Annotated in this window: 16 protein-coding genes; all 16 read left to right on the plus strand. The window is 39.8% G+C overall.

Annotation, left to right across the window (positions count from 1 at the left end; translation table 11 throughout):
* The first annotated feature begins 1 nt into the window (after position 1).
* The 16 genes from I6F43_RS12095 to I6F43_RS12170 all read left to right on the plus strand — a co-directional run bounded on the left by I6F43_RS12095 (position 2) and on the right by I6F43_RS12170 (position 17438).
* A complete protein-coding gene (locus I6F43_RS12095) occupies positions 2-904 on the plus strand; it encodes an ExeA family protein (protein ID WP_007586321.1) in 903 nt (300 codons plus the stop codon).
* Positions 901-2043: a tetratricopeptide repeat protein gene (locus I6F43_RS12100; RefSeq protein WP_169061027.1), complete on the plus strand. Its 1143-nt coding sequence runs from the start codon at positions 901-903 to the stop codon at positions 2041-2043. Before I6F43_RS12095 ends, I6F43_RS12100 begins: the two co-directional genes overlap by 4 nt.
* Positions 2040-3767 (plus strand): GspE/PulE family protein, encoded by a 1728-nt coding sequence (locus I6F43_RS12105; RefSeq protein ID WP_197102519.1) that lies wholly within the window; start codon positions 2040-2042, stop codon positions 3765-3767. The genes I6F43_RS12100 and I6F43_RS12105 overlap by 4 nt, the downstream gene beginning before the upstream one ends.
* The gene (locus I6F43_RS12110) at positions 3754-4974 is read left to right on the plus strand and encodes a type II secretion system F family protein (RefSeq protein ID WP_010553774.1); all 1221 of its coding nucleotides are present in this window, start codon (positions 3754-3756) and stop codon (positions 4972-4974) included. The genes I6F43_RS12105 and I6F43_RS12110 overlap by 14 nt, the downstream gene beginning before the upstream one ends.
* A 1-nt stretch (position 4975) precedes the next feature.
* Entirely contained in the window at positions 4976-5560 is a 585-nt protein-coding gene (locus tag I6F43_RS12115) for a pilus assembly FimT family protein (protein WP_197102521.1), read from the plus strand.
* Between the two features lie 22 nt (positions 5561-5582).
* On the plus strand, positions 5583-6110 hold the full coding sequence (locus I6F43_RS12120; protein WP_169061024.1) for a prepilin-type N-terminal cleavage/methylation domain-containing protein: 528 nt from the start codon (positions 5583-5585) through the stop codon (positions 6108-6110).
* 34 nt (positions 6111-6144) lie between these two features.
* Positions 6145-6612: a type II secretion system protein gene (locus I6F43_RS12125; protein ID WP_231614074.1), complete on the plus strand. Its 468-nt coding sequence runs from the start codon at positions 6145-6147 to the stop codon at positions 6610-6612.
* Positions 6599-7150 (plus strand): type II secretion system protein, encoded by a 552-nt coding sequence (locus I6F43_RS12130; RefSeq protein ID WP_197102525.1) that lies wholly within the window; start codon positions 6599-6601, stop codon positions 7148-7150. Before I6F43_RS12125 ends, I6F43_RS12130 begins: the two co-directional genes overlap by 14 nt.
* Positions 7150-7989: a PulJ/GspJ family protein gene (locus I6F43_RS12135; protein ID WP_197102527.1), complete on the plus strand. Its 840-nt coding sequence runs from the start codon at positions 7150-7152 to the stop codon at positions 7987-7989. Before I6F43_RS12130 ends, I6F43_RS12135 begins: the two co-directional genes overlap by 1 nt.
* On the plus strand, positions 7979-8470 hold the full coding sequence (locus I6F43_RS12140; RefSeq protein WP_197102529.1) for an agglutinin biogenesis protein MshP: 492 nt from the start codon (positions 7979-7981) through the stop codon (positions 8468-8470). Before I6F43_RS12135 ends, I6F43_RS12140 begins: the two co-directional genes overlap by 11 nt.
* Positions 8467-12207 carry an H-type lectin domain-containing protein gene (locus I6F43_RS12145; RefSeq protein WP_197102531.1) on the plus strand — a complete coding sequence of 1247 codons (3741 nt, stop codon included), beginning with the start codon at positions 8467-8469 and terminating at the stop codon, positions 12205-12207. The genes I6F43_RS12140 and I6F43_RS12145 overlap by 4 nt, the downstream gene beginning before the upstream one ends.
* Before the next feature lie 121 nt (positions 12208-12328).
* Positions 12329-14377, plus strand: coding sequence for an SUMF1/EgtB/PvdO family nonheme iron enzyme (locus I6F43_RS12150; RefSeq protein ID WP_165721207.1), 2049 nt, complete (start codon positions 12329-12331; stop codon positions 14375-14377).
* Between the two features lie 134 nt (positions 14378-14511).
* Complete coding sequence (locus I6F43_RS12155; protein ID WP_007586338.1) at positions 14512-15555, plus strand: rod shape-determining protein; 1044 nt, start codon at positions 14512-14514, stop codon at positions 15553-15555.
* On the plus strand, positions 15555-16397 hold the full coding sequence (mreC, locus tag I6F43_RS12160; RefSeq protein WP_193371825.1) for a rod shape-determining protein MreC: 843 nt from the start codon (positions 15555-15557) through the stop codon (positions 16395-16397). Before I6F43_RS12155 ends, mreC begins: the two co-directional genes overlap by 1 nt.
* A complete protein-coding gene (gene mreD, locus I6F43_RS12165; RefSeq protein ID WP_007586341.1) occupies positions 16390-16869 on the plus strand; it encodes a rod shape-determining protein MreD in 480 nt (159 codons plus the stop codon). Before mreC ends, mreD begins: the two co-directional genes overlap by 8 nt.
* Positions 16869-17438, plus strand: a complete 570-nt coding sequence (locus tag I6F43_RS12170; RefSeq protein WP_007586343.1) for a Maf family protein — start codon at positions 16869-16871, stop codon at positions 17436-17438. The genes mreD and I6F43_RS12170 overlap by 1 nt, the downstream gene beginning before the upstream one ends.
* The last annotated feature ends 1 nt before the right edge of the window (position 17439 follow it).

Consider the following 17439-nt stretch of genomic DNA (forward strand, 5'->3'; position numbering starts at 1 on the left):
TATGTATTTAAGCTTTTTTAATTTAAGTGAAATGCCTTTCACGTTAACCCCTAACACACAATTTTTTTGTGCACTTGAGCCGCACCACGAAGCGATGCAAGTGCTAACAACAGCCATTGAAATGGGTGAGGGGTTTATTAAAGTCACCGGTGAAGTTGGGACAGGTAAAACGTTGCTTTGTAGGAAGCTATTAAACCAACTTGAGCCAGATTACATTGTGGCTTATTTACCTAACTCTTATTTAAGCCCTGAAGAGCTTAGATGGGCGATTGCAATTGAGCTGGGTATGGATGTAGATAAAGCATTGGACCAACAAGCACTAGGGCAGCTTATAAATCATCACTTACTCGACTTACAAGAAGATAATGAGCGCGTAGTGCTTTTGATTGATGAGGCGCAATGCTTGAGTTGGGAGACTCTAGAGGCGTTGAGATTATTTACTAACTTAGAAACAGAAAGCGAAAAGTTGATTCAAGTTGTGTTATTTGGGCAACCTGAACTTGATGAAAAACTGGCAAACAATAAAGTAAGGCAGTTACGCCAACGTATCAGTTTTTCGTATAAATTAAGGGCGATGACTGGCGCTGAGGTTGTTTATTATATTAATCATCGCTTACAAGTTGCAGGATTTAATAGGCCTCCTTTATTTAATAATAGTATGGGGCTTAAGATTGCCAGAGCAAGCCGTGGAATTCCTAGGTTAGTTAATATTTTATGCCACAAAGCACTATTACAAGCTTACGGTGAAGGGTTAAATACAATAACAAATCGCCATATTCAGCTTGCCATAAAAGATACCGAAGACTGCGCAAAATATCGAACCGGTCAATATTGGAGCTACAGCGCGTTAATGTTTAGTGTTTTAGCTATTGCTGCCATATGGGTATGGAGGCAGTGGTTATGAGCGTTATAAATAATATGCTTAAAAATATTGAGCAACGTGAAGCTAAACAAGTGAATATTCAAGAAGGTATAAGCGTAAAGCCAATATATGATGTAAAAAACATTGTATTTAAAGCCGCAATTTTACTTATTATGCTAAGTGTCATTTTTTTAGCATACCTGTATTTACCGACCGCCGACAAAAAAGAAACTCAACGTGAATCTGTGCTACCACAGCAAAAAATGGTCGCGGTTTTGAGCTCTAATTTATCTGATTCTCAAGATGAAAAAAGCACTGTAGAGCCTTTAGTTGAGCAAGAAGTTGTGAAGAAGGCTGTGCAAGTTGAGCAAATAAAACCAGAAGTGAATGATTTAGCTGAATCCAAGTTGAGTGAAGCAACATTACTGGTTTCTCAGCCAACGGCTGAGCCGGTTGTAATTGCCGAGGTTAAACAAAGCCCTGCACTAGCTAAAGATAATATGTTAGTGGCTAGCAAAGTTATTGTCAGCAAGCCAAAAACTACTTCAGTGACTAAAACTAAGCCACAAAATACTATGATCAAAAGCGCAGCAGAAACTAAGTCACCACAGGCTTTATTGGTCGAGCAATTAGCAGCAGCTAAACAGGCAATACAGTTTGGCTTATACAACGAAGCTATTAGTGATTTAAACATTATTTTAGCGCAATCGCCTTTACATGTTGAGGCCCGAAACTTACTGGCTGCAACTTACTTTAAACAACAAGATATAAATTCTGCGCAACAGGTTTTGCAATCAGGTATTCGCCAAAACCCTAACGTACTTGAATGGCGTGTAATGCTAAGCAAAATACTCATTATGCAACAACAGTATGAAGGGGTATTACTGCTTTTAAGTGATGAATTTGAATCCCAGGCGAATCTTGATTTTTGGGTGCTGCAAGGTACTGCTGCGCAAAGTGCGAGTAAGCACCATAAAGCACTTGAAAGCTTTAAACATCTTACACAGCTCCAGCCTAGTCAAGCCAAGTGGTGGCTTGCACTTGCAACCTCAAAAGATGCACTAGGAGAGTACCTCGATGCTAAACAGCTTTATAAAGTAGCTCTAGATTTAGGTGGGTTAAATACCGCTATGACCCAGCATGCATTACAGCGTTTAGTTGCACTAAAGGAGGCCGTATGAGACCTAGTTTAAAAATGCGCTTAGGCGATTTACTTGTCCACGAACACATGATCACCGAAGTGCAACTAAGTGAAGCATTAAATGTTCAAGCGGCGACTGGTCGTAAATTAGGTTCCACACTTATTACCCTTGAGTTTATTAGTGAACCACAATTATTACGCTTTTTAGCGCAGCAATTACAGGTACCTTTTTTAGATATATCACAGCGAAAAATATCACACGATGTATCTAAGCTTTTATCTGAGGTATATGCGCGTCGTTACAGAGCACTAGTAATCGAAGACAATGGTGACTCTGTTTTGGTCGGGATGAGCGATCCTGCTGATTTAAGGGGGCTTGATCAACTTGCGACTATGCTTGCTCCTAAACGAATAGATTTAGCTGTTGTACAAGAAAGCCAAATCATGGCTGCATTTGATAACGTATATCGTCGTACAGATGAAATTACCAACTTTGCAGCACAACTCCATGAAGAATACCAAGACGTAGAAGAGTTTGATTTAAACTCTTTAGGTGATGAGACATCTGATGCAACCGTCGTAAAGTTACTGCAATCAATATTTGAGGATGCTGTGCAAGTTCGCGCATCTGATATTCATATTGAGCCAGATGAAGGTTTGCTTCGCATTCGTCAACGTGTAGATGGAATATTACAAGAGCACACTCTTAACCAAGTAAAAATAGCATCGGCACTAGTGCTACGTTTAAAGCTTATGTCGGGATTAGATATATCTGAAAAACGCCTTCCTCAAGATGGCCGGTTTAATATAAAAGTGCGCAGTCATAGTATTGATGTTCGCTTATCTACCATGCCGGTCCAGCATGGTGAATCAGTTGTAATGCGGCTGCTTGATCAATCCGCAGGATTACTATCGTTAGATGAAACGGGTATGCCTGTACACATATTAAAACGTGTGCGCAGCATTATAAAACGTCCACATGGCATGGTTTTAGTTACCGGGCCAACAGGCTCGGGTAAAACAACCACACTTTATGGTGCATTAAGTGAGTTAAACCAACAAGAAAGTAAAATTATTACCGTAGAGGATCCCGTTGAGTATCGTATTGGCCGTATTAACCAGGTACAAATAAATAATAAAATAGGGCTAAGTTTTGCCAGTATTTTACGGACCGCTCTAAGGCAAGATCCTGACATCATAATGGTTGGCGAAATGCGTGACCAAGAAACCGTAGATATTGGATTAAGGGCCGCTTTAACAGGCCACCTCGTACTATCAACGTTACATACCAATGATGCAATTACTAGTGCTATGCGTTTAATCGACATGGGCGCACCAGCCTATTTAGTTGCAAGTTCACTGCGCGCGATTATTGCTCAGCGATTAGTAAGACGAGTATGTAATGACTGCAGAGTACCGTACTTGCCAGATCGCCAAGAATTAAGTTGGTTAAAATATTTAGGCGAAGAGATTACAGATGCTCAATTTTCTAAAGGGCAAGGTTGCACCGCATGTAATCACAGTGGCTATAAAGGACGTGTAGGTATTTTTGAGTTACTCGAAATGGATGATGCGATGATGGATGCATTACGGGTTAACGACACACAAGGTTTTGCAAAGGCAGCTAAAAATAGTGCTAACTTTTCACCACTTTCAACAATGGCACTAAATTACGCTAAGCAAGGTATTACCTCTTTAGATGAAGTATTTAAAGTGGCTGAATATATCCCAGAAATAGTAGGGGATATTGATGCAACTATATAGCTATAAAGCGAAAGACAGCAAAGGTGTATTGGTAAAAGGCCAATTAGAAGCAAGTAACCAAGCTGGCGTAGCTGATAGTTTAATGAAGCGTCAATTTATACCAATATCAATTTCTTTAGTTGAAACAAAAAATAATATTAAAATTTTTGATAATTTATTTGTCGAAAAAATAACACTAGACGACATGATTATGTTTTCTAGGCAAATGTATTCGCTATTAAAAGCAGGTATTCCAATTATACGAGCAATGATTGGGCTAGCAGATACAACACAAAATAAAGAATTTAAAAATGTATTGATGGAAGTTACTCGGCAGCTTGAACAAGGCCGTGACTTATCCAGTGCGATGGCGATACATAATGAAGTGTTTAGCCGATTAACAGTGTCAATGGTAATGGTTGGTGAAGGTTCTGGCCGATTAGAAGATGCATTTTATCAACTCGCTATTTACTTTGAAAAAGAACAGGAAACTCGCAAACGAATAAAAGCAGCTATGCGCTACCCTACTTTTGTTATTTTGGCTCTTGTGGCAGCTATGGTTATTTTAAATATTTTTGTAATTCCTACCTTTGCGAGCATGTTTGCCAAATTCGATGCCGAATTGCCGTTAATGACTCAAATATTAATTGGTACTAGCAGCTTTTTTGTTAATTACTGGTGGTTATTGTTGGTAATGGGTATTGGAGCGGTATTTGCGTGGAAGCGTTATTTAAATACAGATGCCGGGCGCTTCAAGTGGGATCAATATAAATTAAAAATTCCATTTATTGGCGATATTTTAAAACGCACATTGCTTGCGCGCTACAGCCAAAGTCTAGCTATGGTATTGCGCTCTGGCGTACCTATGACCACGGGGTTATCGCTAACAGCGCATGCCGTAGATAATAGCTATATGGAAAAAGCGATTATTACTATGCGCCAAGATATAGAAAAAGGCGATAGCTTACTTAGAGCCTCAAAAAGTTCTGAGCTGTTTTCTCAGCTTGTATTACAGATGGTCGCTGTAGGTGAAGAAACCGGTCGGGTTGATGAGTTACTTCAAGAAGCAGCTGATTATTATGAGCGTGAAGTTGATTATGACTTACGAAGCTTAACAGCCAAAATAGAACCTATTTTAACTGTGTTCGTTGCCATTATGGTGCTGATTTTAGCGTTGGGTATTTTTATGCCTATGTGGAACATGATGTCGGCAATTAAAGGGAATTAAGGTGAACACAACCATAGCTTACTCAAAAGGTTTCTCATTATTTGAGTTAGTTATTGTTGTTATTTTACTGGCAGTAATTTTGAGTTTTGCTATACCTCAATATATAGGTATTAAAAATCAAACGCATAATGCAAGCGTAGATGCTATTGCGGGTAGTTTTTCATCGGCTGTTGGCATGGTTAGAGGTCAATGGGAGTTAGAAGGGAGACCAAATAGTCAGTCAAATATAACATTCGTTAATTATGGAGGAGTGATAGTTGCTGTTGATGGATCGTTAGGTACACCAACGGGTGATGGAACAGAAAAAAAAGATACTCGCGCAGAGTCTATAAATGCTCATAAATGCCGCCAAGTATTAAATGTAATTTTACAAGATGCACCAAGCAGTACCTTAAGTAGTGAAATATCGATAATAAAAAGTGTAAGTTTTTTAGTTAGGTACAATGCAGAAAGTACGCAATGCGTCTACTATTTAACTCATACCATTGATATTAAAAGTATACCTACCAATACGGGTGAAATATCAGGTTTAACAGGTTTTTCATACTTTGCTAAAACAGGCAAAGTAAAAATATTTAAAAACTAAGTAATTTAAAAGAGGCTTATTTATGAAAACGCAATCGTTAAAAAGTTTACCAATAAATAAACAAGCAGGTTTTACACTTGTTGAATTGATCATCGTAATTGTTATTTTAGGCATTTTAGCTGTTACTGCAGCACCTCGTTTTTTAAACTTGCAAGGTGATGCAAATGCTTCAACACTCGAAGGCTTACAAGGCTCTATTCGCAGCGGTATGAATATCGTAAACGGCAAGTCTATTATTGCTAGTGATCACAAAAAGGCAACGGCTACAGTTACTGTAGATACTGGTGTACCAGTACCTACTGTTTATGGTTACCCAGCAGCAACACTTGCTGCATTTGAAGCATTTTTAGATGTTAGCTTTGCTCCATCTACAGCACCAGACACAGATGACTTTAATATTGATGCGACAACAACAGGAACAGTTATTATATACCCTAATAGTTACATTGCTGATGATGAGTGCAGAATTGAATACATACAAGCAACTGCAACTACAGGGCCTGTTGTAGTAACGGCTCCTACAATTAATATTTTTACTGATGAATGTTAATTAATATTAAATGATAAGCAGTAGTAGGCAACGATTGCGTGGCTTCACACTCATTGAGTTAATTATTACTCTAGTGATATTGGGAATACTGTCGGTAACGGCAGTTCCCAAATTTCTGGGCAGCTCAACAGAAGATGCATACTCATATCGAGACCGTACATTAAATGCACTTAGAACAGTGCAGCTACGTGCAATGCAAAATACAGCGACAACAAGTTGCCATACTCTTTATATTACCTCCACACTTATTGCTCCCCCCACACCCGATACATGTACCGGTGGAGCCGATGCTAATAACACCGATCATTTAGTGGTACAAATAAACACGCAAAGAAGTGATATAGCATTTAGTGCTTTAGATAGTAACGCGAATATATTTACCCAAATTAGTTTTGATCCTTTAGGTAAATCAAATCAAACCTGCACTTCGCAGTGTCGAATAGATGTTGGATTAGCTGGCGTATGCATAAGTGGTGAAGGGCTTATATATGCGTGCCCTTAAAGTAAAAGGTTTTACTCTAATAGAGCTTATTATTGGCATAGTCATGTTTGCTATTGCATTAAGCATTATTACCGCGCTCATTGCCCCGCAAGCAAAAAAAAGTGCAGAGCCAATTATTGCTTTAAGAGCCTCTGAATTTGGTCAATCACTAATGAACGAAATTCAAAGTAAATCGTTTGATGAGCGCAGCGATAGAAGTGCACCTTTTAGGCGTTGCGGCGAAACAACCTTAGGTGCAGAGCCTTGTACCGCAGAGGGCAATTTAGGCGTCGATAGCTTAGGGGCAGACCTAGAAACCCGAACCAGTTATAACGATGTAGATGACTATATTGCACTGTCTAACCAGCCTATTACTAATAGCTTAGGTGAGGTGTTAAGTGAGTACAGCGACTTTAATTTAGTTGTTACTGTTGAGTACGATAGCGACTTTAACGAATTGACCATCAACGATGGCACAACCTTTAAGCGTATTACTATTGAAGTAACATCACCTTTAGGTGGTGTTTACGGCTTTAGTGCATATAAAGGGAATTACTAATGCAAAGAGCTAAATACCAAAATGCATTTACACTTATAGAATTGTTACTTGTCATGGTTATTATTGGTATTTTAGCCGTAAGTGCATTTTCATTTATTGGTGCTGGGGTCAGTATTTACTCACAAGGTGTTGAACGTCAAGAAGCAGTAGCCCAGGCCCGCTTTTTAATAACGCGACTTAGTAAAGAGCTTCGCCACGCTACGCCTAATTCATTAAGGCTTTCTTGCGATAACAGCACTAGCGGGGCCTGTAGTGCTCAGCAGTGTTTAGAATTTACGCCGTTTTTATCGGCCACTCACTATACAAATTACCTACCTACCGTAGCGCCTTTTAATGTTAGCGCTGTTGATTTTGAACTTAATAATTTAACGCAGCCGCAAGCTGGAGATTGGGCAACTATTTACCCATTAAGCAGTGCTGATATATACGATGAAAACAATAATAAGCGCTTGCAAGTATCAGCATTTAATAGTTCAGCGAGCGAAATTGATGAGTGGCAATTTAGCAAAGCATTTGCCCAAGAGTCGCCGAGTAAACGCCTTTATTTACTTTCAGAACCTGTAAGTTTTTGCGTTGAAGGGCAGTATTTATATAGATATACCAATTACGGTTTTACTGTTAATCAATTAGATGCCGTGAGCTTACAAATAAGCAGTGGTGTTAAACGTGATTTATTAGGTATTTACATTGCCAATAATTTAGCGAGCGATTTATTTTTTACTCTTGATGCGCTCTCCCTACAAAGAAACGCTGTGCTTAATGTGAATGCGCAAATGCAATTTAACGATACTGAAGTAATGAACTTTAACTATGAGGTACATATTCCTAATGTACCTTAAAAAAAATCCTCACGGAAAAGCCTTACCCAGTAAACAAAAAGGGAACTTAATAATTGTTTCTTTAGTAATTATTGTTGCTTTATTAGCACTAGGATTAGCATTAGTTAAAGTGCTTTCTGGTGCATCTCAACAAAATACGATTGAGTATTATGGGGCTCGCGCTTTTATGGCAGCACAAAGCGGCCTAGAAAGTGGTTTAACGCAACTATTTCCAACAAATCGCTCAGTTCAGAGCTGTACATCAGTTACTACTGATTTAACCTTCCAAACTGCATATTTAGCTAACTGTAAAGTAGTGGTGAGTTGCGATGAATATATAGACTTACCTGATAGCAGTACAACCAACGGGCTTGTGAATATATATTACTTACAAAGCAGTGCAACGTGCGCCGCAATTGATTGCCCTGCAGGGAGTAGCTGCAGAAAAGATTATTGGCAAACACAAAGAACGCTCAGTGTGGAGGCTAAAACTTTACCATGATGAAAAATGCATTGGTCATTACATTTTTTAGCTGCGTGTTACTTTGTAATTACGCAAATGCAGTGCCTCCAAAAATCGAAGGCCGTTATATAGAACTGCAAGATACATATACATCGCCTGTTTGGACAAAAGTTAATTTTCAACAGCAATATATAACGCCTCCTGCTGTTTTTATGCTCTCAACAAACCAAGGCGGAAACCCTGCAATAATAAGAATACGTAATATAACCACAACTAGCTTTGAGGCCTTACCGCTTGAACCTTCAGGAGAGGATGGTGGACATATTAGTATGGGGGCGCACTATTTAGCTATTGAGTATGGTGTGCATCAATTTCCAGACGGCACAATTATGGAAGTAGGTAATACTGATCTATTGCTCGAATTACAGTATGGCTCTAAGTCTGGCTTTGCTCCATTAACACCTAAAGGCTATAAGCCTTTAACATTTGCTGAACCGTTTACTCAAAGGCCAAACTTTTTCCATTCGTTACAAACACTCAATAGCATAGACAGCAATCCACCTTCTGAGGCATTAATTCCGTTTTTAACAGTTGCAGTAGAAAGTAATTCTCTATCTGCCAGCGGCGTTAATATTGCTTTAGAAGCATCTGAAACAGCACTTGGGCTCATAAAAACCGAAACTGTTGCCTATATGGCTGTAGAGCCCGGAAGTAACCGCACATTTTCTGACGATAATGGCGTTGAGGTATCGTGGGAAACTTTTTTCACAGGCTTTGAAGTTGACGGCTGGAGCAATGGCTGTAATTACTTTAGTTTTACTAATAACTTTAGTGTGGCTCCGTTAGTTGTAGCAAGTAAAAACTCACGCCAAGAAGATGATGGCGGGTGGCTACGCAGCTGTAACCTGCGAACTGACAGGTTAGGGCTAGTTGTTGACGAAGATCGTGATGGCGATAACGAGCGCCGTCACGTAAACGAGGAAGCATCAATACTCGCCATGACCAGTACCTTTGTATTTAATGGTGATATTTTAGATTGTGATACGCTATTTCCAGGCGCTATTTCTACTTATAACAATGGTGAAGTGCAGCTGGTGCAGGGAGTAGAAATAACCGATGGTAATGCGCAGTTTGTCACCACCACAAGTTTAATTTCTACAGCGCTGACAAGCCCTCCTTTGTGTAATGGTCAGGCGTGTGTTGCTGGTGGTTATAACTCTTTAGAGCCTAATCAAGCGGCGCAGGTGCCAACGGTTACAAATGATGGTAGCTCAACAGGGCCCGTACCTACGTCTTTAGCTGGCGACTATTATTACGATGAGTTGCAGTTAAGTATGCTGGAAACACAATACAGAGTAACAGCGCCTACACGTATTTTTTTAAAAGACACAACCTCACTTCTATCAACTTCATTTTTGAATATAGGTAAAACAAATATAGTAGTAGAAACTGGCGCGTACTTGGCTATTTATGTGGATGGTGCGGTTGCTATTGCAGCCGATGCAAATATTGCGGGCTATATTGTTGCCACTGGTGAGGTAAGAATCGCTCAAAATGTAACGTATCAGGGATCAATTACATCGGCTACTCAAATTATTACCGAAGGGAGCTCAACGTTTGACGCTCTACCAGTACCCGAAAGTATCCCTGGTTTTTGTGGTATTTATACACCAGAAACACTGGATCATTATCGTTTAACAATAAGCGATAACAAAGGTCTAACGTGTGAAGCTAAAGAAATGACACTAACAGCCTGCGCTAATGATGCCTGCGATTTATTATTTGCTGAGCCGTCTAGTTTAAACCTTTCTCCAGATAATAGTGGTCAGCAAAGTTGGGTTACGGGGGAGAATATTAATTTTACAGGATCAGCGGTTGTCGAATTTGCTAAACGCACCACAGGCAGTGTTACATTTGGATATAACACTGCTGATCCTTCTGCACCTCTTCGTTGTTATATCGGTGGTAATAATGTTGGTTTGAGTGGCTGTAAAGTTACGTTTTCTGATGCTGGATTTATTTTTAATAACGAAACCGATGGTAATACTACAATTCCTACTCAGTTATCAGCAAAGCCTTCAAATACTGGATTTAATGCAAAAGCGCTATCTATTCAAGCGGTAAAAACAAATACCACTACGGGCGTATGCGAAGCTGCATTTCCCGCTGGTGGCGATGTAAGCTTAGATTTATCGTATATATGCAGTACTGGTGCAAGTTGCTCCGATACGGTTTCACTTAGTAACAACAATAATACCTTTGCGGTCGAGCAAGCAGCTAAATCGTTCACGCTAAACTTTGATAGTGATTCTAAAGCCCCGATTGTTATAAATTATCCCGATGCAGGAAAGTTGAGTTTAAATGTAAAAACCAACTTAATTTTAGATCCAATTACTAACCTGTCAGTAAATCTAACAGGTAGTTCAAATGAATATGTTGTAAAGCCATTTGGATTAGCGATGGAGGTTGCAAGTGATGGTTATGCAGCAGACGCTGATGGGAGCTTATTTAGATTAACGGGCGAAGCATTTGATTTAAAAATGAATGCGGTGCAGTGGCAAACAGGGCAAGACACTAACAACGATGGTTTCCCAGACAACTACAGCAATATTACAAATAACACCATTGCCAAGCATTTTATTACAGAGCAACCACTTGTAGAGGCATTACTTAAAGCGCCTACGCCAGGCATTCAAGGTACGCTTGAAGCTATGAGTACTGTTGCCTTTAATAACACAGGTAGTTTGAGTGAATCTATATCGCAATATAATTACGACCAAGTTGGCATCATTGATTTAACAGCAGGCCTTCAAGATGCCGATTATTTTGGTGCGGGAGATGTAAAAGGTGAGCTATATAACGTTGGTCGTTTTGCACCTTCGCAGTTTCAGGTAGTGGGGGTTCAAGCTGCCGCGCAATGCACGCAATACGGCAGTAATTTAACTTACCTTGATCAACCTTTTGAACTTGGCTTTACAGTACAAGCACAAAATCAAAATGGTGAGCTAATGGCTAATTATAAAGCGGGCTTTGATAAATCAAGTGTAGACGTTAATGCCGAAAATAATGAAGTAGGTAACTATGTACCTGCAACTAATTTTACTAGCCGCTTAGTAAACCTAGGAAATAACAACTGGGGAGATACAAGCGATGGTCAATGGCAAATGAGCCAACTCAACACGACACTTAAAAGATTAGGTGTAGGGCAAGCAGACGGACCGTTCGCTATGGTGAGCTTAATGGCAACGCTTTCTAACATAGAAGGAGCAACACTCATTGATGCAAATGATAAACCTAATACACAAACAGCATGCTCGGGTGGTTGTAATAGCGTACGACTAAATGCATTACCGATAGAGTTTAGGTTTGGACGTTTAGTCCTTGGCAATAACGCAGGCTCCGATCTCGACCCTTTACTTATTCCTATGCAGGCTCAGTATTACAACGGCAGTGGATTTGTAAATAACACTGAAGATAATTGTAGTGTATTTGATCATACCCAAATCACTCAAATATCACCTAGCAGCCCACAATTAACCTATAAATATGGGACTGGTGTATCTGGCCAGCTAGAAGCGGGAGTGTATCCGGCAGATAACGGTATTTATGCACAGCCAAATGGTTTGGGTGAATTTACCTTAGAATATAATACTTATGATTGGTTAAAGTGGGATTGGCAGGGCGATGGAACACAGCTTGATCCTCGTACTATTTTACAATTTGGACGCTTTAGAGGAAATGATCGGGTTATTTACTGGCGTGAAACACGCGAATAGTTGTAAACTAATATAATAATTGAACAAAGCTTGTGTTTTGTGCTGCAAGTACATAGCATAAGGCTTTAATTATAAAAAATAATAACGACCAAATAATTGCCGCTTTTTGGGACTGGAATATATGCGAATTACTCCTTTATCTCTGTTAATTTCAGCTAGTTTGTTAGCTAGTAGTGCATTTGCACAAGACACAGCTACAGTGACTGGAATTGACTCAGAGATTAGTGTTAAACAGACAGAATACGATAACTCGACAAGAATACTTGAAAAACATCTTAAAGAAGAAAGTCAGTTACAAAATCAATTAGAGCTACTTCGTTCTCGTTCTACAGAGCTAGATAAAGAAAAAAACCAAGCGCTCGATGCGATGAACGAAATGTACCGTCGTTTAATTGACGATCCCACTATTAATATTAGTGCGGCTCAATCACGCTATCAAAAAGCGGTGATTGATCATAAGCAAAATAAAGATGACATTTCTATGCAGTTGGCGGCAATTGCATCCCACCGTAAAGATATAGAACAAATTCGTGTTGCTAAGCATACGCTTTTAAATACATTAGAAAGTTTAAAAGAGCAGTTAACTACAGCCCGCGTAGAGCGTTTACGTAACGAGTTTACACGTGAAGGTACGCTTGAGGTTAACCACACTATTAACTGTAAGCGAACAGAAACGCTAGCAGCATGTGAGCAACGCGGTCAGCAAATGGGTCTACAAAAAGCAACTAAACGCTTTGTTGATCAAATTTTTGCAAATCTAACAGAAGAGCGCATTGTTGAGCCAAAACGCAATTTGGCGGGCGCTCAAGTACAAATATTAAGTAGCCATGTAGTTAACAGTGCATTTAGCGGCCAAGGTAATTACAACGTTAACTTAAGCGTAACTATGCGCGGCGAAGTTAATAGCAGCCGTTTATGTAGCTTATTAAGCATAGATAACCGCTATTGTTCTGAGTACGGCACGCCACTTACGGCTGCTTATCAACCAGCGTATAACAATACATTTACTGATAGTCAGTTAACATTCAGTAATAGCGCGGATAATAGCAACACAGTGTCGGTTTCTCGTTTAAATGAGCAGCCAGTACGTGATTATTCAGTTAAACCTGCATCGGTGAAAAAAGATTACCCTTCTATCCTTAATAAGAAGAAGGATCAATCGGTAGAGCTAACATTACGATCAAACGTATACGACGATGAAGTGTTTATCGATGGTGTAAGCTTTGGCTCAACACGCTTGATTACACGTTTACCGCCGGGCATTCATAACATTGAAATACGTAAACTTGGTTATAAACCTTATCAAGCACGTGTTGATTTGAATAAAGCGCAAACAATTAATGCAAATTTAGTAAAAAAGCCTAAGTCGATTGCTGCACCGGCCTATACTCGAGAGCAACCAGAAGTAACAACACGCCAGGTTAGTGAAAACGTTAATGTATTAAATGCAAACGTTGAAACGCCGGTTGTCGTTATTCCTGCAGGCAAATTTAAAATGGGCGATATTAACGGCAATGGTTTAGCTAATGAACGTCCAGTAATTGAAAAAGTAATAGCAAATTCTTTCGCTATGCAAAGTAAAGAAGTAACCGTGGGTGCCTACGAAAAGTTTGTAGCAAATACAGGTTATAAAACTCAAGCGGAAAAAAATAAAGGGTGTGCGTATTATTTAAATGGCGAACCAGTATGGGAAGCAAATTTAAATTGGCGTAATCCTGGTTTTGAGCAAGGCAGTGACTTTCCTGCTGTATGTTTAACTTATAACGATGCAAAAGCTTATGCTGAGTGGTTATCTGGTCAAACAGGACAGCAATTTCGTTTACCTAACGAAGTTGAGTGGGAATACGCAGCACGCGCAGGAACTGAAACAGAATACCCTTGGGGTAACGAAATTGGTAAAAACCTAGCTAACTGTGGTTGGTGTGGTAGTGAATGGTCAAACAGACGTGCATCACCAGTAGGTTCTTTTTCTCCAAATGCATTTGGATTATACGATACCGTAGGCAATGTATGGGAATGGACCGATAAAGAATCAGGTGAGTCTGATGTAGCAGTAAGAGGCGGAGCGTGGAACTTTGCACCAAGCCTTGCTCGTGCATCTACGCGTTTAATTTTAGCGCCTGATTTTAGATCTAACTACATTGGTTTTCGCTTAGTTCGCGAACGATAAAACTCAATTAAGGAAGCTTTGCTTCCTTTTTTCACAAATTCACAAAGGCGCTGCGCTTTATATTGCTCATATAGTTGAGCATGTTAAAGTGAGGCAGCTAATATAAGAACGTATTTCAAAGGTCATCCAGCCTCATGTTTAAAAAACTCCGTGGTATTTTTTCTAACGATCTATCGATCGACTTGGGTACAGCCAATACCCTAATTTATGTAAAAGACGAAGGCATTGTATTAAATGAACCTTCTGTTGTTGCTATCCGCCAAGAGCGTGCTGGTGGACCTAAAAGTGTTGCATCTGTAGGTACAGAAGCAAAGCTTATGTTAGGTCGTACACCGGGTAATATAAAAGCGATTCGTCCAATGAAAGACGGTGTTATTGCTGACTTTTTTGTAACAGAAAAAATGTTACAACACTTCATTAAACAAGTGCATAACAATAACTTTATGCGTCCAAGTCCGCGTGTACTAATTTGTGTACCGTGTGGTGCTACTCAAGTAGAAAAACGTGCAATACGTGAATCTGCAATGGGTGCAGGTGCTCGTGAAGTTTACTTAATTGAAGAACCAATGGCAGCAGCTATTGGCGCAGGCTTACCAGTATCAGAAGCAACAGGTTCTATGGTTGTTGATATTGGTGGTGGTACAACTGAAGTTGCTATTATTTCACTTAACGGCGTTGTTTACTCATCATCTGTTCGTATTGGTGGTGATAAGTTTGACGAAGCTATCATTAATTATGTACGCCGTAACTTTGGTAGCTTAATTGGTGAAGCGACAGCTGAAAATATTAAGCATCAAATTGGCTCTGCGTTTAAAACTGATGAGCCAATCGAAATTGAAGTGCGCGGTCGTAACCTTGCTGAAGGTGTTCCGCGTTCATTTACACTTAACTCACACGAAATCCTAGAAGCTCTACAAGAGCCATTAATGGGTATTGTGAGTGCAGTAATGGTTGCGCTTGAGCAATCACCACCAGAGCTGGCATCAGATATTTCTGCACACGGTATGGTACTTACTGGCGGTGGCGCATTGTTAAAAGATTTAGACCGTTTATTAATGGAAGAAACGGGTATTCCGGTTGTTGTTGCTGATGATCCACTTACATGTGTTGCACGTGGTGGTGGTAAAGCATTGGAAATGATTGATGTTCATGGTGGTGACGTTTTTAGTTACGACTAATGAAATTAATGTTTGGACGCACAGTCTCTTTGCAACTGCGACTTTTTGTCGCAGTGCTTTTGAGTATCGCACTCATTGTTGGAGACAGATATACGCAAGGTGGTACCGTTGTTCGTACCAGCCTCAATACCTTAGTTAGCCCACTAATTTATGTTGCTAATTTACCCTACGAATTATTTAGCTTAAGTGCTAAAAGCCTGCATACGCGAGAGCAACTTCTTACTGAAAACGAAGCGCTGAAAAAAAAGCAAATGCTACAAAGCGAGCAACTTCAGCAGTATCAATTTCTAGCCAGAGAAAACCAAAAACTACGCGCCTTATTAGGCTCATCTGCAAAGCAATCAAATCGTAAAATTATTGCTCAAGTACTTTCTGTGCATTCAAACCCGTATAGCCATCAAGTTGTTATAAATCGTGGTACCACCGATGGACTTAGTGAAAGCCAAGCCGTAATTGATGAGATGGGTGTAGTAGGGCAATTAACTAAAGTAGGGTCAACTACGTCACGCGTATTACTCATGACCGACACTACGCATGCCACACCTGTGCGTATACTGCGTAACGATGTACGAACGGTTGTTGAGGGCATAGGTAAAATTAACGTCGTTAAGCTCTCTCACGTTCCGCACAGCTTAGATGTGCGAATTGGCGATGTACTTGTTACATCAGGATTAGGTGGCACATTCCCAGAGGGATACCCGGTGGCTGTAGTAACCGAAATAAACCGTGATGAAGGCCGCCCGTTTGCACAAGTTTTTGCAGAACCGATTGCGCAATTAGATCGCATTCGTTTGCTGGTTATTTTATGGCGTAATCAACAGGAGCAAATCAGCGATGATTAATCGTTATTCATTGTTAATTGCGCTAAGCATCTTTTTTGCGTTAATAATGGCATTAATGCCGCTCCCTTTTTCGTTTGAACCATTTAGACCTGACTGGGTTTTACTTGTACTTATGTATTGGTCGTTGGCAGTACCGCATCGTTTAAATATTGGTACTGCTTGGGTTGTTGGTTTATTAATAGATTTAGCATCTGGCTCACCGTTAGGTGTGAACTCGCTTACATTTTCAATATGTATATTTGTAACCGCGAGCAACTTTCAAAAAATTCGTAACTTTTCGCTTTGGCAACAGAGCTTATTAATTGGTTTGTTTTTAACGCTGTATCATTTAATGCAGTTTTGGCTAAATCACTTTTTGTTAGGGGTTTACTTTAATCCACAGTATTTATGGCCAGTAGCAACCGGAATGGTTAGTTGGTTTTGGGTGTTTTTACTACTTCGTAAATATCGCAGACATTTTAGGATCAGGTAATGACTACCGCAGTATATTTGGCATCAGCCTCTCCCCGTCGTAAAGAGTTATTAAGCCAATTAGGTGTCGAATTTACACAATTTAGTGTTGATGCAGATGAAAGCCCACTTCCAAACGAGCAACCTAGAGCACTTGTTGAGCGTTTAGCTCGCTTGAAAGCCCAAAGCGGTGTAGAGCTTGGATATACTGATCGCCCTGTACTTGGTAGTGATACCGTGGTTGTTATCGATAATGAATCACTGGGTAAACCTCGTGATAAAAACGATTTTATACACACATTAAAACGTTTATCAGGTAACACACATCAAGTACTTACCGCAGTTGCATTTGCGACGCAAAATGATGTGCTTAGCTGTGTTGTAAGCACAGATGTCACCTTTAAAACTTTAACTGATGAAGAAATAAATACCTACTGGGATTCTAATGAGCCACAAGATAAAGCCGGTGGCTACGGTATCCAAGGTTTAGGTGGTCGCTTTGTAACTCACATTGCGGGTAGCTATTTTTCTGTTGTAGGCTTACCTTTATATGAAACCGAACAATTATTAAAAACATTCTTAAGAAGGTAAC

The sequence above is a fragment of the Pseudoalteromonas sp. NZS71_1 genome (assembly GCF_015864305.1).
Taxonomy (GTDB): domain Bacteria; phylum Pseudomonadota; class Gammaproteobacteria; order Enterobacterales; family Alteromonadaceae; genus Pseudoalteromonas; species Pseudoalteromonas arctica.